The sequence below is a fragment of the Arthrobacter rhombi genome, from assembly GCF_900163545.1.
Taxonomy (GTDB): domain Bacteria; phylum Actinomycetota; class Actinomycetes; order Actinomycetales; family Micrococcaceae; genus Arthrobacter_H; species Arthrobacter_H rhombi_A.
In genome coordinates this window covers 17,316-41,680 of the sequence record NZ_FUHW01000027.1, presented here as the reverse complement: position 1 = coordinate 41,680, position 24,365 = coordinate 17,316, and the positions used below count along the sequence as shown (strand labels likewise).

General features: G+C 64.4%; 24 protein-coding genes. 11 read left to right on the top strand and 13 right to left on the bottom strand.

Features of this window, described 5'->3' with window-relative positions; all coding sequences use genetic code 11:
- Positions 1-20 precede the first annotated feature (20 nt).
- Both FM101_RS07550 and FM101_RS07545 read left to right on the top strand, forming a co-directional pair.
- Positions 21-1,868, top strand: coding sequence for an ABC transporter ATP-binding protein (locus tag FM101_RS07550; RefSeq protein WP_241895330.1), 1,848 nt, complete (start codon positions 21-23; stop codon positions 1,866-1,868).
- A complete protein-coding gene (locus tag FM101_RS07545; RefSeq protein ID WP_086997778.1) occupies positions 1,865-3,673 on the top strand; it encodes an ABC transporter ATP-binding protein in 1,809 nt (602 codons plus the stop codon). Before FM101_RS07550 ends, FM101_RS07545 begins: the two co-directional genes overlap by 4 nt.
- Before the next feature lie 97 nt (positions 3,674-3,770).
- Here FM101_RS07545 and FM101_RS07540 read toward each other — a convergent pair whose 3' ends face one another.
- Positions 3,771-4,076: a hypothetical protein gene (locus tag FM101_RS07540; protein ID WP_086997775.1), complete on the bottom strand. Its 306-nt coding sequence runs from the start codon at positions 4,074-4,076 to the stop codon at positions 3,771-3,773.
- A gap of 171 nt (positions 4,077-4,247) precedes the next feature.
- Between FM101_RS07540 and FM101_RS07535 the strand changes: the two genes are divergently transcribed.
- Positions 4,248-5,486, top strand: a complete 1,239-nt coding sequence (locus FM101_RS07535) for a helix-turn-helix domain-containing protein (RefSeq protein ID WP_086997773.1) — start codon at positions 4,248-4,250, stop codon at positions 5,484-5,486.
- Between the two features lie 70 nt (positions 5,487-5,556).
- Here the strand turns inward: FM101_RS07535 and FM101_RS07530 are convergent, their stop codons facing one another.
- Positions 5,557-6,462 (bottom strand): phosphoribosylaminoimidazolesuccinocarboxamide synthase, encoded by a 906-nt coding sequence (locus FM101_RS07530; RefSeq protein WP_086997771.1) that lies wholly within the window; start codon positions 6,460-6,462, stop codon positions 5,557-5,559.
- Complete coding sequence (gene purD, locus FM101_RS07525) at positions 6,462-7,748, bottom strand: phosphoribosylamine--glycine ligase (protein ID WP_086997768.1); 1,287 nt, start codon at positions 7,746-7,748, stop codon at positions 6,462-6,464. Before purD ends, FM101_RS07530 begins: the two co-directional genes overlap by 1 nt.
- Before the next feature lie 53 nt (positions 7,749-7,801).
- Between purD and FM101_RS07520 the strand changes: the two genes are divergently transcribed.
- The 6 genes from FM101_RS07520 to purM are packed head-to-tail and all read left to right on the top strand — an operon-like array spanning position 7,802 to position 12,928.
- Positions 7,802-8,413, top strand: a complete 612-nt coding sequence (locus tag FM101_RS07520) for a class I SAM-dependent methyltransferase (protein WP_086998012.1) — start codon at positions 7,802-7,804, stop codon at positions 8,411-8,413.
- Between the two features lie 34 nt (positions 8,414-8,447).
- Entirely contained in the window at positions 8,448-9,446 is a 999-nt protein-coding gene (locus tag FM101_RS07515; RefSeq protein WP_086997765.1) for an asparaginase, read from the top strand.
- A 4-nt stretch (positions 9,447-9,450) separates the two neighbouring features.
- Positions 9,451-9,834, top strand: a complete 384-nt coding sequence (locus FM101_RS07510; RefSeq protein WP_086997763.1) for a sterol carrier family protein — start codon at positions 9,451-9,453, stop codon at positions 9,832-9,834.
- A 3-nt stretch (positions 9,835-9,837) separates the two neighbouring features.
- Entirely contained in the window at positions 9,838-10,173 is a 336-nt protein-coding gene (locus FM101_RS07505; RefSeq protein WP_241895331.1) for a hypothetical protein, read from the top strand.
- Between the two features lie 47 nt (positions 10,174-10,220).
- Positions 10,221-11,771 carry an amidophosphoribosyltransferase gene (gene purF, locus FM101_RS07500; RefSeq protein ID WP_086998007.1) on the top strand — a complete coding sequence of 517 codons (1,551 nt, stop codon included), beginning with the start codon at positions 10,221-10,223 and terminating at the stop codon, positions 11,769-11,771.
- Between the two features lie 14 nt (positions 11,772-11,785).
- Entirely contained in the window at positions 11,786-12,928 is a 1,143-nt protein-coding gene (purM, locus tag FM101_RS07495; protein WP_086997759.1) for a phosphoribosylformylglycinamidine cyclo-ligase, read from the top strand.
- A 61-nt stretch (positions 12,929-12,989) separates the two neighbouring features.
- Here the strand turns inward: purM and FM101_RS07490 are convergent, their stop codons facing one another.
- Together FM101_RS07490 and FM101_RS07485 are read right to left on the bottom strand one after the other, a co-directional pair.
- Positions 12,990-13,973, bottom strand: a complete 984-nt coding sequence (locus FM101_RS07490) for a Sir2 family NAD-dependent protein deacetylase (protein WP_198962396.1) — start codon at positions 13,971-13,973, stop codon at positions 12,990-12,992.
- A gap of 109 nt (positions 13,974-14,082) precedes the next feature.
- Entirely contained in the window at positions 14,083-14,310 is a 228-nt protein-coding gene (locus tag FM101_RS07485) for a DUF3073 domain-containing protein (RefSeq protein WP_086997752.1), read from the bottom strand.
- Positions 14,311-14,506: 196 nt separating this feature from the next.
- On the opposite strand from FM101_RS07485, the gene FM101_RS07480 reads away from it, so the two are divergent.
- Positions 14,507-15,103, top strand: a complete 597-nt coding sequence (locus FM101_RS07480) for a septum formation family protein (RefSeq protein WP_096223390.1) — start codon at positions 14,507-14,509, stop codon at positions 15,101-15,103.
- Here the strand turns inward: FM101_RS07480 and clpB are convergent.
- From clpB to FM101_RS07460, 4 genes are all read right to left on the bottom strand, one after another.
- Positions 15,100-17,712, bottom strand: coding sequence for an ATP-dependent chaperone ClpB (clpB, locus tag FM101_RS07475; protein ID WP_086997746.1), 2,613 nt, complete (start codon positions 17,710-17,712; stop codon positions 15,100-15,102). The two genes, FM101_RS07480 and clpB, sit on opposite strands and share 4 nt — an antisense overlap.
- Positions 17,713-17,832: 120 nt before the next feature.
- Positions 17,833-18,396 carry a hypothetical protein gene (locus tag FM101_RS07470; protein WP_086997743.1) on the bottom strand — a complete coding sequence of 188 codons (564 nt, stop codon included), beginning with the start codon at positions 18,394-18,396 and terminating at the stop codon, positions 17,833-17,835.
- Positions 18,396-19,562 (bottom strand): globin domain-containing protein, encoded by a 1,167-nt coding sequence (locus FM101_RS07465; protein WP_086997739.1) that lies wholly within the window; start codon positions 19,560-19,562, stop codon positions 18,396-18,398. Before FM101_RS07465 ends, FM101_RS07470 begins: the two co-directional genes overlap by 1 nt.
- 256 nt (positions 19,563-19,818) lie before the next feature.
- On the bottom strand, positions 19,819-20,235 hold the full coding sequence (locus tag FM101_RS07460; RefSeq protein WP_086997736.1) for a YccF domain-containing protein: 417 nt from the start codon (positions 20,233-20,235) through the stop codon (positions 19,819-19,821).
- Between the two features lie 88 nt (positions 20,236-20,323).
- On the opposite strand from FM101_RS07460, the gene trmB reads away from it, so the two are divergent.
- The gene (gene trmB / locus FM101_RS07455; RefSeq protein WP_086997733.1) at positions 20,324-21,190 is read left to right on the top strand and encodes a tRNA (guanosine(46)-N7)-methyltransferase TrmB; all 867 of its coding nucleotides are present in this window, start codon (positions 20,324-20,326) and stop codon (positions 21,188-21,190) included.
- A gap of 16 nt (positions 21,191-21,206) precedes the next feature.
- Here trmB and FM101_RS07450 read toward each other — a convergent pair whose 3' ends face one another.
- From FM101_RS07450 to FM101_RS07435, 4 genes are all read right to left on the bottom strand, one after another.
- Positions 21,207-22,145: an alpha/beta hydrolase gene (locus tag FM101_RS07450; protein ID WP_086997730.1), complete on the bottom strand. Its 939-nt coding sequence runs from the start codon at positions 22,143-22,145 to the stop codon at positions 21,207-21,209.
- A gap of 11 nt (positions 22,146-22,156) precedes the next feature.
- Positions 22,157-22,603 carry a heat shock protein transcriptional repressor HspR gene (locus FM101_RS07445; protein ID WP_086997725.1) on the bottom strand — a complete coding sequence of 149 codons (447 nt, stop codon included), beginning with the start codon at positions 22,601-22,603 and terminating at the stop codon, positions 22,157-22,159.
- Positions 22,604-22,663: 60 nt separating this feature from the next.
- Positions 22,664-23,641, bottom strand: coding sequence for a DnaJ C-terminal domain-containing protein (locus FM101_RS07440; protein ID WP_086997722.1), 978 nt, complete (start codon positions 23,639-23,641; stop codon positions 22,664-22,666).
- An 83-nt stretch (positions 23,642-23,724) separates the two neighbouring features.
- Positions 23,725-24,360, bottom strand: coding sequence for a nucleotide exchange factor GrpE (locus FM101_RS07435; protein ID WP_086997718.1), 636 nt, complete (start codon positions 24,358-24,360; stop codon positions 23,725-23,727).
- Between the last annotated feature and the right edge of the window lie 5 nt (positions 24,361-24,365).

Below are 24,365 nucleotides of genomic sequence, written 5' to 3'. Positions count from 1 at the left end.
ACAGATCGAGGACGCCCTCCGTGGTGCAACACCAGAATAGTCAGCAACAGCCCGACGCCCCGGCGTCGTTCTGGCAAACCGTGAGCCGACTCGGCCCACAAATCCGCCCCTTCGCTCCCCGCCTTTTCGCGGGATTCCTCTGCGCGCTCGGAGCAGGCGTCGTGGCCCTAACGATCCCGCAGGTTCTGGGCCAGATGGTCAAGTCCGTGCTGCACGCCGGCGGCTCAACAGCCGACGTCTGGTTCAGTGTCGGCATCGTCGCCTTGCTGGGGCTGGCCGAGGCGGTACTGGTCTTCTTCCGGCGGATCTTCGTGATCACCCCGGCGGCACGCATCGAAACGAACCTGCGCGTGGGGATGTACCAGCACCTGCAACGACTCCCCGTGGCCTTCCATGACAAATGGGGCTCCGGCCAGCTGCTCTCGCGCTCCATGGCCGACCTCGGGCTGCTGCGCCGCTGGCTGGCCTTCGGCTCGATCATGCTCATCGTCTCCACCGTGACCGTCCTGGTGGGCCTGACGCTGATGTTCACCAGTAGCTGGCTGTTGGGGACGATTTATCTGATCGGGGCCATCCCGATCACCATCCGCGCCTTCTACTTCCGCAACGTTTTCCGCATCGCCAGCCGGCTCAGCCAGGACCAGGCAGGTGACCTGGCCACCAACGTGGAGGAATCAGTCCATGGCATCCGGGTCATCAAGGCCTTCGGCCGTGGCAGCGAGGCCCTGGAAGGATTCGGCGTCCGGGCCAGACGACTACGGGACACCGAAATTAACAAGGCGCGTACGCTTTCCGGTTTCCTGATGTTCGTGGTCTCCATCCCCGAAGTGACCCTCGGCGTGGGCCTGCTGGTCGGCATCTGGCTGACAGCCCAAGGCGAACTCGACGTCGGCGATCTGACGACCTTCTTCGCCACCGCTGCCGTCCTGGCCGCCCCCGTGGAAGGCATCGGCATGCTGTTGGGCATGACCCTGACGACGAAGACCGCCCTGGACCGCCACTTCGACGTCATGGATACCCTCAACAGCATCGACTCCCCCACCACACCGGCCCGCCCGGCCAGCCCCGAGGGGCGGTTGAGCCTGCGCAACGTCTCCTTCAGCTACCCCGACGCCCGCCCCGGGACCGCACCGGTCCTGGCCGGGGTCGACTTGGAGGTCGAACCGGGAGAAACCATGGCCCTGGTCGGGACCACCGGCAGTGGCAAGTCGACCTTGCTGCAACTGATTCCCCGGCTGTACGAAACCTCAGGCGGCAGCGTGGCCATCGACGATGTGGATGTGCGTCACTACGATCTCGAGGAGTTGCGCACTGCCGTATCGGTCGCCTTCGAAGACACCACCCTATTTTCCTCGTCGATCTCGGAAAACATTCTCCTGGGTGCCTCAATTCCCGCCGGGACGGCCCCGCGAACCGCCCTGGAGGAGGCGCTGGATGTCGCCCAAGCCCATTTTGCACACGATCTCGAGGACGGCGTCGACACGGTCATCGGCGAGGAAGGCCTCTCCCTCTCGGGGGGCCAACGGCAACGGATCGCCCTGGCCCGGGCCATTGCCGCCAAACCCCGCGTCCTGGTCCTGGATGACCCGTTGTCGGCCCTGGACGTGCGCACCGAGGAGGCAGTGACCGAGCGCCTGCGCGCGGTGGTCGCCGATATGACGACCCTCATCGTGGCCCACCGCCCCTCGACGGTGATGCTCGCCGACCGGGTCGCGCTGCTCCGCGATGGACGGATCGACGACGTCGGCACCCACACCGAACTCCTGAGCCGCAGCGACCACTACCGCTACGTGATCGCCAGCCTCGATGACCCACCCACGGTGGAGGACGTCCTGCAGACCAAAACCGGAAAGGGATCCGAAGCATGAGCGGCACACGCGGCGTCGAGAACGAAGACCAGATTCTGCTCGGGCGCGAGGACCGGGCCCGGGTCAGGTCCCGTTCCTGGGCCCTGCTCAAACAGTTGGCGGCCACCCAAAAACCCCTGCTGGCCCTCACCGTGGTCCTGGTCGTCGTCTCCAACCTGGCCCGCGCCTCCTTCCCGCTTATTGTCGCGTGGTCCATCTCCTGGGCGCTGCCTCAACTGATGGACGGCAACACCACCCCCTTCGCGCTGACGGGAGGGCTCTACATCGTGTCCGGACTCCTCGCAGGGCTGCTGTTGGGTTGGTACAACCTCTGCACGGCCAAGGTCAGCCAGGCCATGCTGCTCACCCTGCGGATGCGCGTCTTCCGGCACACCCAGCTACTGAGCCTGGAATTCCACGAGAAGTACACCTCGGGACGGATCATTTCCCGGCAGACCTCCGATCTGGAGACCCTACGGGAGCTGCTGGACCAGGGCATTTCGGAATTGGCCTCCGGCATCGTGTTCATCACCTTCACCGCCGTCAGCATTTTCTTGTTGGATTGGCGTTCGGGGCTGATCATTCTCTGCGCACTGATCCCCATTTCGGTCATCTTCAGGTGGTACCAGAAGCGTTCCGAGCTGGTCTACCGCGAGTCCCGCGTCTTCTCAGCCCGGCTGATCACCTCCTTCGTGGAGACGATGACCGGAATTCGTGCGGTCAAGGCCTTCCGGAGGGAACGTGATAACAACGAAAGCTACCGCGCAGTCGCCCACGACTACCGCGACAACTCCATCCGCTCCATCAACCTCTTCGGTGTCCTGCAACCGTCCCTGGTCCTGATCGGCAACCTGACGGTGGCCGCACTGCTGCTCTTTGGCGGCTTCCGCGTCCTCGAGGGGACCCTGGACGTCGGGACACTCATCGGCCTGCTGCTGGCCGGGAAGCGGGTCTTCCAGCCCGTGGACCAGATCGCCATGTTCTACAACTCGCTGCAAGCCGCCACGGCTGCCCTGGAAAAGGTTTCCGGCCTGCTCGAGGAAGAGCCCACCGTCGTCGACCCCGAGGATCCGCTGCCGTTGGAGGATCCCACCGGGCATATCGAGTTCCGTCAGGCGGTCTTCGGCTACGGGGACGGGCCGGTGGTCATGGAACGCTTCGACCTCGACATCCCCGCCGGCCAGACCGTTGCCGTGGTGGGCCAGACCGGTGCCGGAAAGTCGACCCTGGCCAAGCTCATTGCCCGGTTCTACGATCTATCCCACGGCTCCTTGACCCTGGACGGCGTCGAACTGAGTCACCTGGCCAACGAGGACCTGCGCCGGGCAGTGGTCATGGTGACCCAGGAGGCGTTCCTGTTCTCGGGCACCGTCGCCGAAAACATCGCCTTAGGTAAGCCGGGGGCATCCGTCGACGAGATCATTCTGGCGGCACGGGCCGTGGGGGCCGATGAATTCATCAAATCCCTCCCCGACGGCTACGACACCGACGTGAATAAACGCGGGGGCCGGGTCTCGGCGGGCCAACGTCAGCTCATCTCCTTCGCCCGGGCCTTCCTGGCCGACCCGGCAGTCCTCATCCTGGACGAGGCCACCTCGTCCCTGGACATCCCCAGCGAACGGCTGGTCCAGCGCGGGCTGCAGACCCTGTTGGGCCAACGGACGGCCCTGATCATCGCCCACCGGCTGTCCACCGTGGAGATTGCCGACCGGGTTCTGGTGGTCCATGACGGGCGAATCGTCGAGGACGGCAGCCCCACCGAGTTGGTGCAAGCCGGTGGACGCTTCGCTGCCTTGCATCACGCCTGGCAGCAAAGCCTGAACTAGCCTCCGGCAGGCACGCAAATGGTCCGGCCCCCCAAGGGGCCGGACCATTTCCTTCTGACATCAATGCTCCTGCGGTGTTCCCAGCGGAACGCCGGGATCAGGAGACGGCTGCGTGCGGCCAGTTACCAACATTGATCGTTGAGTGCGGCCAGTCACCCACATTGATCTTTGAATGCGGCCAATTGCCCACGGCAACTGCCGAGTGCGGCCAGTCACCCACATTGATCGTTGCGTGCGGCCAATCGCCGACGTTGATCGTGGCATGTGGCCAATCACCAACTGCTACAGAGGAATGCGGCCAGTCGCCGACGTTCGGGGTGGCGTGGGGCCAGTCTCCGACAGCCAGGACCGAACCGGCCGCCAGGGCGGCCGTGGCCGCGAGCGCTGCAACAAGCTTCTTCAATGTCTTCTCCTTGTGTGGGTCGCCACGAATTCTTCGATATATACCTCAGTGAGTGGCGCATCACTTAACATTCATTGTAAATTGGAAGGAACATGTTTCGTCAAGGTTTGCTACTAGACCTTTTCGAATAACAGAGAAATATTCACTTCCAGTTCGTTCTAAGGGGTTTCCATGGGAATCAAATTCGGCGAAAAGCTCCGCCATGCTCGCCAGCAGATGAAGTTGACCCAGGCCCAGCTCGGACACGGTAAATACTCCACGAGTTATATTTCTCTTTTGGAGACAGGAAGTCGTGAACCGACCGCAGATATCATCACCGAGCTATCCGCCCGACTGAATTTGGACCGCGAACTCATGGATTCGTGGAACACCCCGGTCTCGGCCGATGAGGCGGAATTCGTCCTGTTAGAGCACCGGGCCCGCCAGTCGTTCACAGCTCGCGAATATTCCGACGCCGGAGAGACGGCCGCCGAAGCGGCGTTGGTGGCGCTGCGGCTCAAGAATTCGAGTGCCTGGTGGAACATGATGTTCCTGCGCGCCGAGGCGCTACGGGACCAGGGCCGCCATGATGAATACCGCACGACCGCCGAAGAGGTCCTGAACCACCCGCTGACGGACGAGTCGCTCGCGTTGAAGGTGCGGGCTGAAACCCTGGTCGCCAATGCCTACCTGGGACTGGGGAAACTGCATATCGCCGTCGAGCATGCGATCACCGCCGTCGACCTGGGGAAGAATCTGCCCGGGGACTCGCTGATCTACATCGGCGCACTGTTCTCGCTGATCGCTTCCCTGGCCGAATCCGGGCAGCTCGACGCCGCCTGGACCAGTTGTGAAGCATTGGCCGAGGCGGTGGCCGAAGGTGCCCCCAGCCAGACGGCAGGCAACGCCTACTGGGCGATCGGCAATGTGGCCTTCAAACGCCAGGACATCGTCTCGGGCCTGAGCAACCACCAATTAGCTGCCCAGCGACTGCTGCCTGCCAGCGATATCGAACAGTGGGCCCGCTTCAATAAGGCCTCGGCGTCGATGCGGTTGACTGCCGGTGTGGTTGAACCCGAGACGTTGGAGTGCATCGAAAAGGCCGAGCTGGCGATCAGTGTCATCGGCGGCAATCCTGCCGAAGCCCTGGAATTGGGTCTGATCCGCGCCCGCTGGCTGCACCTGAACGGCCAACCCGAGCAGGCGCTCGAGGAACTCGCGCCCGTCGAAAAGGACCGGGAGATCCTCTCCCAGCACCTCCAGGGAGAAATCGACCTGCTCACGGCCCGCTGCATGGTGGGCATGGGCAACGGAACCGAGGCCATCGACCACCTCGCCCGCGCCCAGCAGGCCTTTGCCTTGGCCGGTTCCCCGGACCGCGCCTCGCTGGCGATCGAATTGGCGACAGAGATCCGCGCTTCACGACGCTAGGAACCCCACGCGTGGGGCGGGAGGTTCTTCGCGCCCCACGTTCGGCCGCGGTGGCAGAAACCTCCGCCGGTCAGGCCGTGAAGGTGTTCCCGGTGAGTCGTTCGTAGGCTTCGATATAACGGGCCCTGGTGCGCTCGACGACCTGCTGGGGTAGTGGCGGTGGGGGGACGGCGCTGGTGCGGTCCCAGCCCGAGGCATCGGAGACGAGCCAGTCGCGGACGAACTGTTTATCGAAGGATGGCTGGGCCTGCCCCGGAACATAGGTCTGGGCATCCCAGAAGCGTGAGGAATCGGGGGTCAGCACCTCATCGCCGAGGGTAATGGCCCCGGTGGCCGGATCCAGGCCGAATTCGACCTTGGTGTCGGCCAGAATGATGCCGCGTTCACGAGCAATCGTTTCGGCCCGGGTATAAATACCCAGGGTCAGATCACGCAGCTGCCCGGCCACTTCGGCTCCGACCCGTTCGACGACCTCGTCGAAGGTGATGTTCTCGTCGTGTTCGCCCACCTCCGCCTTCGCCGAGGGGGTGAAGATCGCCGGCTCCAGCGCCGAACCATCGACCAGCCCTTCGGGTAATGGAAGTGAACACACGGTCCGGTTCCCCCGGTACTCCGTCAGCCCCGAGCCGGTCAGGTAGCCGCGGGCAATACATTCGATCGGGTACATCTGCAGTTTCCGGCACACCATGGCCCGGCCGGCAACGGCTTCGGGCACCGCGGTGGAGATGACATGGTTGGCGAACCCGTCGAGTTGGTCGAACCACCACAGGCTCAGCTGGGTGAGGACCTTTCCCTTATCGGGGATCGGGGTGTCCAAAACGAAGTCATAGGCGCTGATACGGTCACTGGCGACCACCAGCACCCGATCGGCCTCCTCGGGAGAGATTCCTGCGGGGGTGTACAGGTCGCGGACCTTGCCCGAATACAGGTGATCCCATCCCGGTAGTTCCAGGATCTCGGTGGTGAAGCCGGTCATCAGTGGCCTTCCGGTTCGACGATGATTTTTCCTTGTTCTGCCCGCAGGGCAATATCGGTTCGATGCTGGCTTCCCGCGAGGCCGATCTTGGCGATTCCCGCGTAGGCCCGCTCCCGTGCCGAGGACAGGCTCTTCCCCAAACCAACGACCGCGAGGACCCTGCCCCCAGCGGAAATGGTGGCGCCGGCGTCGTTCACGGCAGTTCCTGCGTGCAGGACGCTGACCCCCTCAAGGGCTGCTGCTTCGTCGAGCCCGGTAATGACGTCCCCAGTCACCGGGGCATCCGGGTAATGGGCCGACGCCACCACGACGCCAACCGCTGTTTCCGGGCGCCAGGTGAGCGGTTCGACGTCGTCCAGGGTGCCCTGGGCCGCCGCCAGTAGAAGTGAGCCCAGCGGGGTCTTGAGCCGGGCCAGGACGGCCTGCGTTTCGGGATCCCCGAACCGTGCGTTGAATTCAATGACCCTGATGCCACGACGGGTCAGTGCCAGCCCGCAGTACAGGACACCGGTGAACGGGGTGCCGCGGTCTGCCATGGCGTTGATGGTCGGTCCGGCCACCCGTTCCATGACGTCGTCGACGAACCCCTCGGGGAGCCATTCCAGCGGACTATAGGCGCCCATGCCCCCGGTGTTCGGGCCTTGGTCGTCGTCGAAGATGCGTTTGAAGTCCTGGGCAGGTGCCAGCGGAACGGCGTGACGCCCATCGGAAAGGACGAAGAGGGAGACCTCGGGGCCGTCCAGGAATTCTTCGATGACGACACTGCCGCCGGCGGCGAAGCATTCGGCCGCATGGGCCAAGGCTTCCTCGCGATCCCCGGTGACCACGACCCCCTTGCCCGCGGCCAGACCATCGTCCTTCACCACGTAGGGTGCCCCGAAGGCGTCCAGGGCGTCGGCCGCGCTGACGGCATCGGTGGCGACCCGGGCCATCGCGGTCGGGACACCGGCGATGGCCATGATTTCCTTGGCGAACGCCTTGGATGCCTCCAACTGGGCTGCTGCCTGGGAGGGGCCGAAGACCGGGATATTGGCCGCCGTCAGGGCATCGGCGACACCGGCTGCCAACGGGGCTTCCGGTCCGACGATCACCAGGGAGGATTGCAGTTCCCGGGCCAGCGCAAGGACTGCCTCCGGGTTCTGCGCATCGACGGCGTGGGCCTGAACGTCGGCGGCTATGCCGGCGTTTCCCGGGGCCGCATGGACCTCGGTGACGAATGGATCGTTGAGGAGGGAACGAATAATGGCGTGTTCGCGGCCGCCCGGGCCAATGACGAGTACCTTCACGATCCCCTAGCCTACCGGGGCGGGAGGCACTCGGCTTGAGTAGGGTGGTCGGTGTGCGTAAAGAAACCCTCTGGGAAGCCCAGTGCAAGGAAAATCCTGGACATTCACGGTCCTATATCGAACGTTTCGAGTCCCTACGCGCCGAAGGGGCCGACCTCGACGGTGAAGCGCGTCTGATTGACGCCATGCTCCCGCGGGGAAGCAAGATCCTGGACGCCGGGTGCGGCCCGGGACGTGTGGGCGGGGAACTGGGACGGCGCGGTCACCAGGTCGTCGGTGTGGATGCCGACCCGGTGCTGCTCGCGGCGGCGAAGGCCGCCTTCCCGGAACAGGACTGGAGGGTCGGCGACCTCTCCGAATCCACACTGTCGGCGGAGGAAGCCACCTTCGATCTGGTGGTCTGCGCCGGCAACGTCATGGCGTTCCTCGCGCCGGGGACGGCACCAGCGGTGTTGCAGGGCTTCCATTCACTGCTGGTGGACGGAGGCCGCGCCGTCATCGGCTGTGGCACGGATCGAGGGTACGACCCGGAGGTCTTCCAATCCGATGCGCTGGCCGCTGGATTCACCGTGGACGGTTTGTTCTCCAGCTGGGATCTACGCCCGTACCCCGGTGACACCAATTTCGTGGTCGCTGTTCTGGGCCGCGCGGCCTCCGCCGCCTGAGCCGGATCAGCGGAACGGCGAATACACTAGGGGCATGCCACAGACCCACCCCGACTTCGCCGATCTGGCCGTCATCGACCGCAGCGGCCTCGTCGAGTCGCGCCACGCAGGTACGGCCGTCGTCCTCGGAGCCGACGGGGCGGTCCTGCATGCGCTGGGCGATATCGACGCCCCGATGTATCCACGCTCTTCGCTTAAGCCCTTTCAGGCGCTGGCCTCCATGCAATCGGGCGTCCCCTTACGCGGCGCGGAGGTCGCCTTGGCCTGCGCCAGCCACGTGGGCAGCACCGAGCACCAGGAACTGGCGGCGTCGATGCTGGCCAAGGCAGGACTCTCCGAAGCAGATCTGCAATGCCCCACTGCATGGCCCCGACATGAAGCCACCCGCATGGACTCCATCCGTTCCGGTGGGTCCCCCTCCCGACTAGCCTTCAACTGTTCCGGCAAACATGCTGCCTTCCTCTGGGCTTGTACCGAGAACGGCTGGGACACCACCACCTATCTGGACCCGGAACATCCACTGCAACGGCGGGTCGTCGAAGTCGTGGAGGACTACGCCGGGGAGAAGATCACCCATCTGGCGGTCGACGGTTGCGGGGCCCCGGTTCCGGCAATTTCCCTCAGGGGTCTGGCCTCTGCCACCGGGAGGTTGTCCCGCTCCCCCGGACATAAGTCCTCCGACGCCCGGGCGACGACGATCGCCACCGCCATGCTCGACTACCCCTGGGCCGTGCACGGACACGGTGAGGAGAACACGGTGGTCATGGAGGATCTGGGCATCATCTCCAAGCTCGGGGCCGAGGGCGTGCTGATCCTGGGTACCCCTGAAGGGGTCTCCTGCGCCTTGAAGATCCGCGACGGCAACTCCCGAGCCGCCACGCTGGTCGGTCTGACCCTGCTGGCCTCCGTTGACGCCCTCGAGATCGATGCGCTGACCGCGGTCCTCGAGAAAATCAACAAGCCGGTCTTGGGCGGTGGCCGGCCGGTGGGCCGCATCCGTGTCGCCAAACCGGTGTTGGATCTGTTGGATTAAGGGCATGGCTGTACGACGACGGATTCCCGCCGAACAGGGGCTCGCTGCGGTGGCCGCGTGGCGGCAGGCCGACCATGAGGCACGGGCAGCCCTTCCCCGTCCGACGATTGCCATGGCCGTACGTTATGCCCTGGAGGAACTTTCCGAACGGGCCGAAGGCAACTCGGTGGAAGTCAGGGTTCCACCCTTCGGGGTCGCCCAGTGTGTGGCAGGCCCCCGCCACACCCGAGGCACCCCACCGAATGTGATCGAACTCGATGCCACGATCTGGCTGCCGTTGGCCACCGGTGAACTCGGTTGGTCCGAAGCGGTGGCCGCCGGTTCGCTTTCGGCTTCGGGGCTCCGGGCCGACCTGTCCGAACATCTCCCACTCTTCGGTATCCTTTAAGGCATGGATTCACCCCGTTCCGCGCCCCTTCCACCCGACCGCGACAGCAGTTCAGCCTCCGAATCCGTGGAGGTCGTGGTGTCCAGTTCGCCCAAGTTCTGGCCCTTCGTCGGCGTCGGGGCGGCCGTCGGCATCCTTGCTGCTTTATTCACCGCATTGGCCGGGGATCCGGGGGCCGAATTCACCCGTGGCTCGGTGTTCGGTTTCTTCGCCGTCGTCTTTGGACTGGCGGGGGTCATGCTCGGCTGCATCGGCTACCTGGCCGTCGACGCCATTCTGCGTCGGCGTACCACCCGGGCACGTGCGGTCCCCATGGATGACGGGAGCGCGTCAAAGTAGCAGCTCCAAGACCTGCAGGTCACCCACAACGTGCAAGAATGATGACCATGGTGCGTGGTGACGGAATGCTTTCACATGATCTTTTGGCCGACGAGAAGGGCCCGCAGGACGAATGCGGGGTCTTTGGTGTCTGGGCCCCCGGCGAGGACGTGGCGAAGCTCGCCTACTACGGCCTCTATGCCCTGCAACATCGCGGTCAGGAATCCGCAGGCATCGCTACCTCGGATGGCCAACGGATCAACGTGTACAAGGACATGGGGTTGGTGTCTCAGGTCTTCGATGAGAACACCCTGAATTCGATGAGCGGGCACATCGCCATCGGGCACTGCCGCTATTCGACGACCGGCTCCAACCATTGGGCCAACGCCCAGCCCACCTTGGGTGCCACCGCCGATGGCACGGTAGCCCTCGGCCATAACGGAAACCTGATCAACTCCGCAGAATTAATGGAATTGGTCGTGGCCGAACAGGGCTCGAAGTTCCGTGGCGAACTCGCCCAGGGCAATACCACCGACACGGCCCTGGTCACCGCGTTACTGCGGGGCGAGGAAGGAACCAGTTTCGAGCAGACTGCCTTGGACCTGCTGCCCAAACTCCAGGGCGCCTTCAGCCTGGTCTTCATGACCGAAGGCACGTTGTATGCGGCCCGTGATCCTCACGGGGTCCGTCCGCTGGTTCTCGGTCGGCTCTCTCGCGGCTGGGTGATCGCCTCCGAACAAGCAGGTCTGGCCACCGTCGGCGCCAGCTTCATCCGAGAGATCGAACCCGGCGAATTCATTGCCATCGACGAAGAGGGCATCCGCTCCCAACGTTTCGCCCCCGCGACCCCCGCCGGCTGCGTTTTCGAATACGTCTATCTGGCCCGCCCCGACGCCGCGATCAACGGCCGCTCGGTCTACGAGTCCCGGGTGGATATGGGACGCCAACTGGCCCGTGAGAACATCACCGAAGCAGATATCGTCATTCCCGTCCCGGAATCGGGCACCCCGGCGGCCATCGGCTACGCCGAGGAATCGGGCATCCCCTTCGCCCACGGCTTCGTGAAAAACGCCTATGTCGGCAGGACTTTCATCCAACCCTCACAGACGTTGCGGCAACTGGGTATCAAGCTCAAACTCAATGCCCTCGAACCGGTCATCCGGGGCAAACGCGTCATCGTGATCGACGATTCGATCGTGCGCGGCAATACCCAGCGGGCGGTGGTGCGGATGCTTCGGGAGGCTGGCGCCGCGGAAATCCATGTCAGGATCTCCTCCCCACCCATCAAATGGCCCTGCTTCTACGGCATCGACTTTGCTTCCCGGGCCGAACTGATCGCCAACGGAGCCACCATCGAGGAGATCACCACGTCGGTCGGCGCCGATTCCCTCTCCTACATTTCGCAGGACGGGATGATCGCCTCCACCAAGCAGCCGCGCGAACGCCTGTGTACCGCCTGCTTCTCGGGGGACTACCCGATCCCGCTGCCCGATCCGCAACACCTGGGCAAGAACCTGCTCGAAAGCCCCAACGCCGGCAGCAACGGCTGCGATCCAGGCCCTGACGCAGAGTTCGAGAACACCCTCACCCCCGCAGACAAGACCCCGAGCTCCCAGTAAAGGACGCCCACAGAATGACTTCCTCCCACCCCGGATCCGCAGGCATCACCTACGCAGCAGCCGGCGTCGACGTCGAGGCCGGCGACCGCGCCGTCGAACTCATGAAGGACGCCATCAAGGCCACCCATAATGATTCGGTCATCGGTGGGGTGGGCGGTTTCGCCGGCCTTTTCGATGCCAGCGCCCTGCGCTCCTATCAGAGGCCGCTGCTGGCTACTTCCACGGACGGCGTCGGAACCAAGGTCGCGATCGCCCAGGCCATGGACATCCACCACACCATCGGCCAGGACCTCGTGGGCATGGTCGTCGATGACATCGTCGTGGTCGGGGCCAAGCCGCTGTTCATGACCGACTACATCGCTTGCGGCAAGGTTGTTCCCGAACGCATTGCCGACATCGTCCGTGGCATCGCCGAGGGCTGCTCGCTGGCCGATACCGCCCTCGTCGGCGGGGAGACCGCCGAACACCCTGGCCTGCTCGGTGAGCACGACTACGATATCGCCGGTGCTGCAACCGGTGCGGTGGAGGCCGACGCCCTGCTCGGCCCGGAACGGGTGCGCGAGGGTGACGCGGTCATCGCGATGGCCTCTTCCGGCATCCATTCCAATGGTTATTCCTTGGTCCGTAGCGTCATCAATCATGCCGGCTGGGCGCTGGAACGCGATGTCCCCGAATTCGGGCGCACGCTTGGCGAGGAACTTCTGGTCCCGACCCGCATCTACACGGCGGACTGCCTTGACCTGATGGACCAGCTCAATACCGGCAGCACCATGGCCCTGCACGGTTTCAGCCATGTCACCGGTGGCGGTCTGGCGGCGAACCTGGCCCGGGTCCTGCCGCAGGGGCTCATGGCTTCCGTGGACCGCTCGACCTGGTCACTGCCTGCGGTGTTCACCCTGATCAGCGAGCTGGGGGGTGTCCCGCAGTCCGATATCGAGCGCACGCTGAACCTCGGCGTGGGCATGATCGCCATCGTCGATGGCGCCTCGGCGGATGCCGCCGTGACCCGTTTGAACGAACGTGGCGTCCCGTCCTGGGTTGCCGGAACTGTCGGGACCGTCACCGATGAAGCCGCGGGCGCCGGCGTGGACTTCGTTCAGGGCGCCAAGGGCGTGGACGGCGGGGCCGTACTGATGCACGGCAACTACGCGAGCTGATTCGCCCCTGAGGCCAACCGCCGCGTTCCCGGCCAGGGGGCGCGGCGGTTGGCGTTGGTCTTCAGTCCAGCGGATCAGCCAGCCGAGAGGCGCCAGTGGCCGTATGCGGTCCTTCGATCCCCAGTGCCTGTGTCAGTTCCTGCAAGGCAGGGGTGACCCTGGTCCGCCATCTCCAATCGGCCTTGGAATCCCCACGGCTGGGGCCCCCATTGATGATGCCTACCGGGCGGCCTGCGGCAACGGCGTTGAGCACTAATTTATAGCCACTCATGACCGCCAGGCTCGACCCGATGACCAGAAGTCCACCGGAGCTCTCCTCGAGGCCTTTCAGGGTGGCCTTGCGCTGGGCCGGGACGTTCTCCCCGAAGTAGACGACGTCGGGTTTGAGCTCGATGCTTCCGCAGGCCAGGCAACCGACCATGGTGAAGTCGGAAATCTGTTCCTCGGAGAGGGTGATATCGCCATCGGGGTTCACGGACCCGGGGTCCACGACGATGCGTTCGAGGTATCCGGGGTTGGCTTCGACCAGACGTCGGTCTAAATTGACTCGGTTTTCCACGACGCCGCAGTTCAGGCACTTCACTTCGTCGAGGTCTCCGTGCAACGGCAGAACGTCGGTGGATCCGGCGCGACGGTGCAGGCCGTCAACGTTCTGGGTCACGACCCCGTTGAGGAATCCTGCGTGCTGCAGTGCTGCCACCAGCCGGTGCCCCTCGTTGGGCTCCGAGACGGACATCCTGCGCCATCCCACGAAGCTGCGGGCCCAATAGCGTTGGCGGGCACCGGGGTCGTGTTTGAACTCCTGGAAGGTCATCGGCCGATGTGATCGCAGGGAGCCGTTCGGACCACGGTAGTCGGGAATCCCCGAGTCGGTGGAGATCCCGGCCCCGGTCAGGGCCAGGACGGATCCGCCATCGAGCATCTCGGTGATACCGCGGCGTGCCACGTCGGGGTCATGCGGTGGCATCGACTCGGCAACGACCCGTTCAATGGAACGAATGGCCGCCTGGTGGGCGTTGGCGATGGGTAGTTCCATGGGCATCATCCTGACGTTTGGGCACAAAAGAATACGCGGACGACATTGCTGTGTCGTCCGGCGTCAGTGCACCGTATCGGGTGGAACTTATCGCCACCGCACCGAAAAGATGCCGTGGTCAGCCGATCCGACGGGATTCGCCCTCGTCGTCATCGCTGGAATACCTGTCCGCATACTCCGCGTAATCCGCGTCGTAGGAATCGTCGGCATGCGAAGAGGAGCCTGCTCCATGACCGCGGCCTTGTCCCAGCTCGCGTTGCAGGGCAGACAAATCAGTGGCCGGGGAATAGTACTTAATATCCCTGGCCTGTCGTGTCGCTTTTGCCTTCTGACGGCCGCGCCCCATGGCGTGACCCCCTTTATCGCTAGATCCGGAGGTGGTCCCTCGCTTCAAGGAGGAAGGCCCCGGAGAATGTGGCTGTTTCTTTCGTATTCCAAGGTTAACATGTTTCCCAGTCGGGTGCCGTCTCAGCGGGTCATAAGCGCCGGTTAGAGTAGGTGGTAATACTCTCATCGCCGCACTCGTCCTGAAGGGAGCGCCCGTGGAGCAGCCCCCTGATCAGCATCCGCAGGGTTACCAACCCGCACGGTCGGCTCAGACTCAGGCCTCCCACCGGTTCGGGGTCGCTCCCGTGTGGTTAGTGATCGGTTCCATCGGCATCATCCTGATCCTGATCTTCGGCATCACCCGCTTGGTTCATGTCATGCAGCCGACCCCGGAACCGGCGACGAGCGTGCCGCGGAACAGCTCCCCGGGTATCGACGGGATCATTGCGGAGATGGCCCCCGCCACCCAATTCGAGGTCGGCGATTGCCTGACCGAGTTCAGTTCCCCCCTGGAACCGGCGACGATCGTCACCTGCTCGACGCCGCATGCGGCCCAGCTCATTGGCCTTGAGACCCTTGATGACGTCCCCTTCCCCGGCGATCCACGCGTGACCTCAAAAGCCGAAGAGGCCTGCCGGGCCATCAAGCTCGATCCTGCCGCGGCGCTGGAAGGCACCTGGAATTATGCCTTCAGCCGGCCCTCGGCAGGAACGTGGGAGGCCGGGGATCGCAGCGTCGCCTGCTTCCTCGCCTTGGAGGACGGAACGACGACGGTTTCGCTCCTCCCGGCCCCCGAAACGACCACAACCTAACTGGCGGTGGGTCCTTCAGGCCCTGCGGACCGATGGATCGTTAGCGCGCCCTGATCGGCATCCAGCTGGACGTCGACGGTGTCCCCGTCGACGATTTCTCCCGAGAGCACCGATTTGGCCAACCGGTCCCCGATTTCGCGTTGGACCAGCCGGCGCAGGGGCCGCGCCCCGTAGGCGGGGTCGTAACCGGTTTTGGCCAGCCATTGCCTCGCTTCGTCGTTGACCCGCAGTGTCAGTCGACGCTCAGCAAGTCGACGGCTCAGGGTTGCCACCTGGATTTCCACGATCCGGCCCAGCTGCTCGAGCGAGAGCGGGTCGAAGAGGATGACGTCATCGAGGCGGTTCAGGAATTCAGGCTTGAAAGAGGTGTTCACAATGTTCATGACCGCTTCCCTCTTGGCGTCGTCCGCCAGGTGGGGATCGACCAAGAACTGGGAACCTAGGTTGGAGGTGAGCACCAGAATGGTATTCCGGAAGTCCACCGTGCGCCCCTGCCCATCGGTCAAGCGCCCATCGTCGAGGACCTGCAGGAGGATGTCAAAGACCTCAGGGTGGGCCTTCTCGACCTCATCCAGCAGGATCACCGAGTACGGCCGACGACGGACCGCTTCGGTGAGTTGTCCGCCTTCCTCGTAGCCGACATATCCCGGAGGGGCTCCAACGAGCCGGGAGACCGAATGCTTTTCCGAATATTCGGACATGTCGATACGCACCATGGCGTGTTCGTCGTCGAAGAGGAAGTCCGCAAGCGCCTTGGCCAGTTCTGTCTTGCCCACACCGGTGGGCCCCAGGAACAGGAACGATCCGGTCGGCCGGTCGGGGTCGGCGATCCCGGCCCGGGAACGGCGCACTGCGTCGGAGACCGCGGTGACCGCGCTGCCCTGGCCGATCAGTCGTTGCCCAAGCAGGGACTCCATATCCAACAGTTTCTGGCTTTCCCCCTGGAGCATGCGCCCCGCGGGGATCCCGGTCCAGGCGGAGATCACGTCGGCGATGTCATCGGCGGTGACCTCGTCGGAGACCATCGTCTCTTCGTGAGCCCCCTCGGCTTCTTCGGCCTGGGCGGCATCGAGTTGACGCTGCAGCTCGGGAATCTCTCCGTACAACAGGCGCGATGCCTTCTCCAGGTCACCTTCACGTTGGATGCGTTCAGCCCGTGAACGCAGCTCATCGAGCTGGACCTTGAGGTCACCGACACGGTTGAGGCCCGCCTTTTCGGCTTCCCACCGTGCGTTCAGGGCATCGAGTCGTTCCCGCCGGTCGGCCATATCCGCCCTGAGGGCCTCGAGTCGCTCCCGTGAGGCGGGATCACTTTCGCCCTTGAGGGCGAGCTCCTCCATGGTCATCCGGTCCACCACCCGACGCAGTTCATCGATTTCTTCGGGAGCCGAATCAATCTCCATCCGCAGACGGGAAGCGGCCTCGTCGACCAGGTCGATGGCCTTATCCGGCAGCTGCCGTCCTGAAATGTACCGGTTGGACAGGGTGGCCGCGGCCACCAGGGCCGAATCGGCGATCTCGACCTTATGGTGCGCCTCGTAGCGTTCCTTGAGGCCGCGCAGGATACCGATGGTGTCGTCGACGCTGGGCTCGCCGACATACACCTGGGCGAAGCGGCGTTCCAGGGCAGGATCCTTCTCGATGTTCTGCCGGTACTCATCCAAGGTGGTGGCACCGATCAGCCGCAGTTCCCCGCGGGCCAACATCGGTTTGAGCATGTTGCCGGCATCCATGGCGCCCTCGGAGGCGCCGGCACCGACCACGGTGTGGATCTCATCGATGAACGTGACGATCTGCCCATCGGAATCACGGATCTCCTCCAGTACCGCCTTGAGCCGTTCCTCGAACTCGCCACGGTATTTGGCCCCGGCGACCATGGACCCCAGGTCCAGGGCAATGAGGGTCTTTCCGCGCAACGATTCGGGGACGTCACCGGCGATCATCCGCTGGGCCAGTCCTTCGACGACAGCCGTTTTGCCGACTCCCGGGTCGCCAATGAGCACCGGGTTGTTCTTCGTCCGGCGGGAGAGCACCTGAACGAGGCGGCGGATTTCGGCGTCACGGCCGATCACCGGGTCGAGTTTGCCCGAGCGGGCGATGGCCGTCAGGTCGGTGCCGAACTTCTCGAGGGCCTCAAAGGTGCTTTCGGGGTCTTCCGTATCGCGAGGGTGATCCCCGCGCAGTCCCTCTACCGCTGCCTTCAGTGACTGCTCGGAGGCCCCTGCCGAACGCAGGATCTCCCCCGTTTTCCCTGCGTCGGCTGCCAACCCCAGTAGCAGGTGCTCTGCAGAAACGCGGCTGAAGCCCAAGTCGGAGGCAGCCGTGGTGGCGGCGTTGATGACCTGCAGGAAGGACCTCGAGTATTGGGCTTGGGCGACGGTGCTGCCGGAGGAAGCGGGCAGATCACGGATCGCCCCGCTGGCAGCCACGGAAACCGAATCCGGGTCGACCCCTGCCTTCTTCAGTAACTCAACAGCCAATGATCCGCGGTCGTCCATGAGTGCCTTGAGCAGGTGAGCCGGTTCGACCTGGGCGTTACCTGCGGTGGAGGCGTTCATGCCGGCAGCTGAGAGGGCTTCCTGGCTCTTGGTGGTGAATTTCGCGTCCATGTGGATCCTTTCCTGGGAGGTCCATCCTCGTTTCAAACTTGAGTCTACCTGACTCAACTATGTTTTGGGATGGATTATTCCTGGGGCGAAGTCCCGGAGCCGAGGGCCACTTCGGCTGGCTCAGTGACCCCCGTTCGCCGGTGAATTCGCGGCACTAGCACCGAACTGCGGCAAATGGCCCAACTGATCCACCTGCTCGGCCAAGGCGTCAATCACGGAGCGCAGCTGGACCTGGGCCACCCGCGTGTAGGTGCGGACGTACTCGATTTCCGGAACGGGCTCGTTGTAGCCCGGGACACCAGGGGCCGCCGGAGCAGCGGCACCGCCCGCATTCTCTTCAGCTTTCTGCAGGATTTCCGTATATTGCTTTCGAGCACCGTCGATGAGGTCATGGGCATACTGCTCGGCCTCGCTCACGTGCTGATCGGCGATGATCTGGGCCCGGCTCAGCAGGTTCACGGTTTCGGCACTCACATCCATCGCTGGGCCGTGGTCTTCTTCGACGCGTCGTCGAAGCGTCAGAATTTCCTCACGGTCCGACGCCATCTGCCGGGCGGCATCGGAGAGGAAGGAATTGATGGCCGCCGGGTCGAGTCCACCGGCTTCCACGGCCGGAAACATGGCATCGCGAACGGCTTCTGGCGTCAGGGGGCGAACTGGCTGTGTGTCATGGGCAGAGGGCATTATCGGGATCCTTCTTCGTCGGTCTGGCCGATGGCCGAGGAACTCTTATCAAGAGTTGCGAACGTTTCGTAGCGGAGGTCCTCCGGGGCGAGCCCAGCAGCCCCCAATTGGGCCACGGCATGCCCCACCATGGGCGGCGAACCACAAATCAGGGCTGTTCGCCCGGCCCATGACCCTTCGGCGGCAACGGCAGATCCCACCAAACCGCGTAGTCCATGGAAGGTCGGGTCGTCCGAGACGACCGGCCGGTAGGTGAACCAGGGTTCTTCCGTCAGCGTGGTGAGCTTGTCATGATCGTAGAGGTTCCACGGAAGTCGGGCGCCGTGGAACAGGTCGACTCGCGGCCCGGCCCCTTCGGCCCTCCACTGTGTGTTGATTTCATCCAAGACCGCAGCCAGTGGGGCCAGCCCCGTTCCCCCGGCAACCATGAGCAGGTCGTTGTCATTGAATGGACGGGTGAGTTGGTCACCCATCGGAGCGCCCAGTCGGGCGGTGTCACCGGGGCGGACTTTGCGTACCGCGGTGCTGCTGAACTGTCCGCCGGGCACCAGCTGGATATGGAGCTCCACCAAGCCATCCGAGCGCGGCTGGTTGGCAGGTGTCACGTAGCGCCACAGACGTGGCAGTCGTCCCAGTTCCATCGCCATGGATTGCCCGGGCCGGTAGTCCATGGCAACCGAGGTCCGCATTTGGAGGACTGTGACGTCGATGCTCCGTCGATCAACGGAGACCACCTCGGCATCCCACCACGGCGGTGCATCGTCAGCAGCGTCCTCGGCGGCAATGACCATGATCTTTGCGATCTGGCCGTAGGCTGCCGACCAATCCGCTGCGACGCTTTCGGTCCATTGGCTGCCCAGGAACTGTTTGAGAGTTGCTAGCAACGATGAGCCGACCGCAGAGTAGTGCTCCGGTTCCACCGCGAAGCGTCGGTGATCGCGCCCCAGTTCCTCGATGAAACCCGTGTCCGAGTCCAGTTTTTCGACATTGCTGACGATATGGCCCAGGGCGCCGAACAGCTTATCGCGCTGGCTGGCCATGGAAACCGGGAACATTTCGCGCAGTTCCGGGTGGGTGATGAATAAGTGGGAATAGAAGTACAAGGGGGCTTCATCGCCGGCCTGCGACATATCCGCCCAGGTGCTCTTGAGCATTTCAATGTTCATGGCAGCTCCCACAGTCGTGGAATGCGGTCGCGTTACACGCCGTCCTCCGACTCGATACAACTGCCATCTGACCTATTCGGTCCATGTATTGCTATCAACTCTCGTTGTGGGGGCCATCACTGTCGGTCGATAACTATGCCACAAAAGTCAATACCGTAAGGGTGGATTCCAAAAGGACTCGACGTGCCCGACGAGACGGAAGCTCTTTGGACCTCGAGGGCTTCGTCGAGTTAATGGGCACCTGACCGGTGGTGGGTCAGGCTGCCGGCCCCATCGGCAAACGTGAACCCGAGGGGACGATGACCTTTCCCAACGGGACCAGGGACACGGGGATCAATTTGAGGTTGGCGATGCCCAACGGAATGCCGATGATGCTCACGAACATCGGGATCGCGGTCACCACGTGACCCAGAGCAATCCAGATCCCTGCCACCAGGATCCAGACGACGTTACCCACGGTGGAGAAGAACCCGGTTCGTCCTCCCCGGTCGACGATGGTGCGCCCGAAGGGCCACAGCGCATAGTTGGCAATTCTGAAGGACGCCAGGCCGAAGGGGATGGTCACGATCAGCAGGCAGCACACGACGCCGGCTATCAGGTAGCCCAGAGCGAGCCAGAGGCCGCCGAAAACGAGCCAGATGATGTTCAGGATCAGGTTAAGAGGTCCGTTCATGTCTCCAGTGTGCCTGTCACCAGCCAACGCCGCCATCCGGGAAGACCCTGACATGACGCCGGGGGCGACGACGACTAACGTTGACCTAATGAATGATCCCGCAGCCCCCAAGCCCCCGGTCAACGGCCGTGCCGCCGACGATTTGCGCTTCTACCGGACCGATCCGGTGTCTTTCGTCCGCCGCGGCTCCCGTTTGCATGGCAAGCGCAAGGACTCGTGGGACCGGCTTTCCGGAGATTACGTCATCCAGGTTCCGCGCCATCATGCAGATACCTCGGTCCACGAAGATTTTCGCTTCGACGCCGAGGAGGCCTTCGGCCGCAAGGCCCCGTTGACCGTGGAGATCGGCACCGGCCTGGGCGAGGCCATCGCCGAAGCCGCGGAGGCACACCCCGAACGGGACTTTCTCGCCGTGGAGGTCTACCTGCCGGGTCTGGCCCAGCTCATGGCTCGGATCGACGCGAAGGGCCTGACCAATGTGCGGGCCGTGCAGGCGAACGCCCCCGAGGTCCTCGACGTCATGCTGGAGCCGGGTTCCGTGGACGAACTCTGGATCTTCTTTTCCGACCCGTGGCATAAGACCCGGCACCATAAACGTCGGTTGATCAAGGAATCGTTCCTGCCCAAGGCCTCCCGTGTGCTGGCCCCCGGCGGTATCTGGCGGCTGGCCACCGACTGGTCCCAGTATGCCGAACAGATGCGTTCGATCCTCGACGCCTCACAGGATTTCTCCTCCCTCCACCCCGGAGAAGAAGCCGGGGAGCACTCCCCACTCACCCGGGTCCGCCGCGACGGGCTGGAAGGCCACGACCCCGAACCGGATTTCACGGACGACATCGGCGGTTGGGCTCCGCGCTATGAGGGGCGAATCCGCACCAGCTTCGAGGCCAAGGCCATCGCCGCCGGCCGCCTCGTCTTCGATCTGGCCTACCGCATGGAGCCCGACGCCGGCTGAGGGGCTACCGGGGCTGCTAGCCGAACTCGGGGGTCCCCCCGATGAGGATGCGCGCCAGATTGTGCAGGGAGAGCGTGCCGGGGTCCCGATAACCATATTCGGGATCGTCCGTTCCGGGCACGAAGCGGGAGGTGTTATGCCCGGTGACGGCTTGTAGCCCCGATTCCGGGTGGCCCTCCACCGCGAACGGGAGCCCCGCAACCGTGGTTCGAGCGCTCAGGATCCGGCCGTAGCGTGCCAGCAGATCTTTCCTGGCCACCGCCTCATACCTCCGGTGCGGTGGGACGCCCAAACATGAGGGGTCCCGCAGCAGGCGCTCGGGAATGCCCGCGGAACCGATGGTCGCCAACGTGTCGATCCGGGTTCCCGCCGTTGCGGGCCGGTGCCCACCGGTGCCCAACCGGGCGAGCGCATATGCGGCCAGCGTTGCACCGTAGGAATGGGCTTCAATCGCCGTATGGGTGGTGCGAGGAAGCAGTTCCCCCACGCGACGGATATCGTAGGCCAAACGCGCCGCACACGTCCGGGCCGCATGGTCCGAGAGGGCCTTCAGCAGGCCCGGCGCCGGGTAACCAAGCCACGCGATGACTGCCGGGCGTTCGGCACCGGCGGCACGCTGTTGGAGCAAGAGTTCGCCGGCTTCGCGGGCGGTGCCCCACATGGCCGTTCCAGGGCGGATCCCGGCTCCGGAGATCTGCCAGGTCAGGTGGGTGGCGTGGTCCGGGTCCCCGAGCACCACGGCCGCCAGCGGATGGGGCCCTGCCAGGTCGAGGAAGAGGAGACGTCTGGCGGGAAGACGCGAGGTCATGGACGTCGCTCGCAGGGCATGGGCGACCCCATCCACTGCTGCCCGACGGTCCTGGTTGAAACCGTCACGTCGCCTCTTGGCGTTCTCGAACTCGCGCTCCGCCCGGGTGATGAGCTCGGCAACGGTCGCCGGGCCTCCGGAGACCATCGGTGATCCGCCTAGTCCTGGGCTCGCCAGATGACGACGGCCTGACTGCGGGCCCGGGGGCGTTCTCCCCGGGCGAGGGTGACGATGTCACCGCCACCGGATCCTGCAGCAAAGACGCGCTGCAGTTCAGAGGAGCGACGGTCGGCTTCGGCCAGTTCCTGGCTCAGCTCGGCTACACGGGAACGCAACGCCGCGACTTGGTTCTCAAGTTCGAGGACGCGCCGGATCCCTTCCAAGGAGACCCCTGCCTTGGAGAGGCTCTGAACCTCCCGCAGGAGTTCGACGTCGTGCTTTGAATAGCGACGCTGCTTACCGCGCTGCCGCGAGGGCGATACCAGACCCATCCGGTCATACTGGCGCAGTGTCTGCGGGTGCATATCGGCCAGTTCGGCCGCGACGGAAATCACGAAAACCGGGATGAAACGATCATTGATGGCCAGTGCCTTGCCTACTGCCATGTGCTTGCCTCCTCCTGGTGTGTTCGGTTCCGCGGGGTGTTTCGCGTTCGGTTCCCGCCGTTAGAGTACTGCCTTGGCGGCGATTTCTGCGCGCGGATTCGCGTCGCTGGTGGCTGCTGCGAAAGCCTTCACGGCCTCCTGCGCCTCGGCGTTGAGCTTCTGCGGAACGACGACCTCGAGGGTGACCAGCAGGTCGCCGGTGGCCTTGGACGTCTTCACGCCACGCCCCTTCAGGCGCAGGGTCCGCCCGGATGAGGTTCCTGCGGGAACCTTCATCTTCACGGTCTCCCCCGTCAGCGTGGGAACCTCCAACGTGGTCCCCAGGGCTGCCTCGGCGAAGCCCACCGGGAGGTGGATCCGGATGTTATTGCCCTCGCGGGCGAAGAAGGCATGTGGTTTGACCGAGACCTTCACCAACAGATCGCCGTTTCCTGCCGGACTGCGCTGGCCCTTTCCGCGGACCCTGACGCTCTGGCCGTCGCGGATGCCCGCGGGGATGCGCACGTCGATCACTTCGCCATCAGGTTCACGCAGCCCGATGCTGGTGCCGCGGATGGAACCGGCGAAGGAAATGGTGGTGGAGGCGGTCCGGTCGGCGCCCTTCTGCGGTGCCTGCTGGAATCCACCGAAGCCTCCGCCACCGAAAAGGTCGGCAAACTCCGGGGGAACTTGCCCACCGCCGGGGAACCCGCCACTGCGGCGTCCCCCACCTCCGGAATTGAAGAGGTTGCCGAAGACGTCGTCGAAGCCGGCACCTCCGCCGGCCGGCCCGCCGGCGCCTCCCGAGGTGAAGCGGGCGCCGGAGCCCATGGCCCGGATGGCGTCGTACTGTTCGCGTTCCTCGGGGTCGGACAGCACAGCATTTGCCTCGGTGATGTCCTTGAACTTCTTTTCCGCGGCGTCGTCGCCGGGATTGGTATCAGGGTGGTATTTGCGTGCCATCTTGCGATAGGACTTCTTGATATCGGCTTCGCTGGCGTCCTTGGAGACGCCGAGGGTGGCGTAGAAATCCTTATTGACCCAATCCTGACTGGCCATCGGGCGCCTCCTGTTTCCTGGTTGTTTCTCAAGCTAATGGGGTGCCGGCCGCCCCACCTGGGGTGGGACGGCCGGGGTGTGGCTTATTCTCCGGTGGAGACAACCACCTGGGCTGCGCGGATGACGCGCTCGCCCTTCTGGTAGCCGATCCGCAGGACCTGGGCCACGTGGTCCTCGGGGACCTCGGAGCTGGGCTGCTGCATCAGGGCTTCGTGGAAGTTGGGGTCGAAGACGACTCCTACTTCCTCGATCCGGGTCAGGCCGTGGCCCGCGAGGATGGCGTCGATCTTCTTTGCCACCGCCGCGAACGGCCCTTCCTCGAGATCGCCGTGCTTGCGAGCGGCGTCGAGGTCATCGAGCACCGGGAGCAAGCTGACCAGCACCGACTGGACGGCGAGTTCGCGAACCGACTCCCGGTCGCGCTCCACGCGCTTGCGGTAGTTCACATACTCGGCCTGCAGCCGCAGCAGGTCGTTACGCAGTTCCGCTTCGACGTCGGACGTCGCCTCGGGCTGCTCCTGCGCTTCGCCTGCCTCGTTGAGGATCTGCTCGGCCTGGGCCAGCGCGTCCTCGGACTCGGCGCCTTCCGCTGCAGCGGTCGCTTCCTCATGCCCTTCGGCGCCGCGCACTTCGCCCGTCTCGGGATCGACCTTGCGCTTATCGGTGAAGCGCACCGGTTCGTCGCCGTCGTGCCCTTCTTCGTTGCCGTGTTCTGGCATCAGCT

Excerpts from the sequence above, each read along its gene's own strand:
- FM101_RS07545 (WP_086997778.1), top strand. The coding sequence starts at position 1,865 with ATGAGCGGCACACGCGGCGTCGAGAACGAAGACCAGATTCTGCTCGGG.
- FM101_RS07535 (WP_086997773.1), top strand. The coding sequence starts at position 4,248 with ATGGGAATCAAATTCGGCGAAAAGCTCCGCCATGCTCGCCAGCAGATG.
- FM101_RS07530 (WP_086997771.1), bottom strand. The coding sequence starts at position 6,462 with ATGACCGGCTTCACCACCGAGATCCTGGAACTACCGGGATGGGATCAC.
- FM101_RS07515 (WP_086997765.1), top strand. The coding sequence starts at position 8,448 with ATGCCACAGACCCACCCCGACTTCGCCGATCTGGCCGTCATCGACCGC.
- FM101_RS07510 (WP_086997763.1), top strand. The coding sequence starts at position 9,451 with ATGGCTGTACGACGACGGATTCCCGCCGAACAGGGGCTCGCTGCGGTG.
- FM101_RS07505 (WP_241895331.1), top strand. The coding sequence starts at position 9,838 with ATGGATTCACCCCGTTCCGCGCCCCTTCCACCCGACCGCGACAGCAGT.
- purF (WP_086998007.1), top strand. The coding sequence starts at position 10,221 with ATGGTGCGTGGTGACGGAATGCTTTCACATGATCTTTTGGCCGACGAG.
- purM (WP_086997759.1), top strand. The coding sequence starts at position 11,786 with ATGACTTCCTCCCACCCCGGATCCGCAGGCATCACCTACGCAGCAGCC.
- FM101_RS07490 (WP_198962396.1), bottom strand. The coding sequence starts at position 13,973 with ATGATGCCCATGGAACTACCCATCGCCAACGCCCACCAGGCGGCCATT.
- FM101_RS07485 (WP_086997752.1), bottom strand. The coding sequence starts at position 14,310 with ATGGGGCGCGGCCGTCAGAAGGCAAAAGCGACACGACAGGCCAGGGAT.
- clpB (WP_086997746.1), bottom strand. The coding sequence starts at position 17,712 with ATGGACGCGAAATTCACCACCAAGAGCCAGGAAGCCCTCTCAGCTGCC.
- FM101_RS07470 (WP_086997743.1), bottom strand. The coding sequence starts at position 18,396 with ATGCCCTCTGCCCATGACACACAGCCAGTTCGCCCCCTGACGCCAGAA.
- FM101_RS07465 (WP_086997739.1), bottom strand. The coding sequence starts at position 19,562 with ATGAACATTGAAATGCTCAAGAGCACCTGGGCGGATATGTCGCAGGCC.
- FM101_RS07460 (WP_086997736.1), bottom strand. The coding sequence starts at position 20,235 with ATGAACGGACCTCTTAACCTGATCCTGAACATCATCTGGCTCGTTTTC.
- trmB (WP_086997733.1), top strand. The coding sequence starts at position 20,324 with ATGAATGATCCCGCAGCCCCCAAGCCCCCGGTCAACGGCCGTGCCGCC.
- FM101_RS07450 (WP_086997730.1), bottom strand. The coding sequence starts at position 22,145 with ATGGTCTCCGGAGGCCCGGCGACCGTTGCCGAGCTCATCACCCGGGCG.
- FM101_RS07445 (WP_086997725.1), bottom strand. The coding sequence starts at position 22,603 with ATGGCAGTAGGCAAGGCACTGGCCATCAATGATCGTTTCATCCCGGTT.
- FM101_RS07440 (WP_086997722.1), bottom strand. The coding sequence starts at position 23,641 with ATGGCCAGTCAGGATTGGGTCAATAAGGATTTCTACGCCACCCTCGGC.
- FM101_RS07435 (WP_086997718.1), bottom strand. The coding sequence starts at position 24,360 with ATGCCAGAACACGGCAACGAAGAAGGGCACGACGGCGACGAACCGGTG.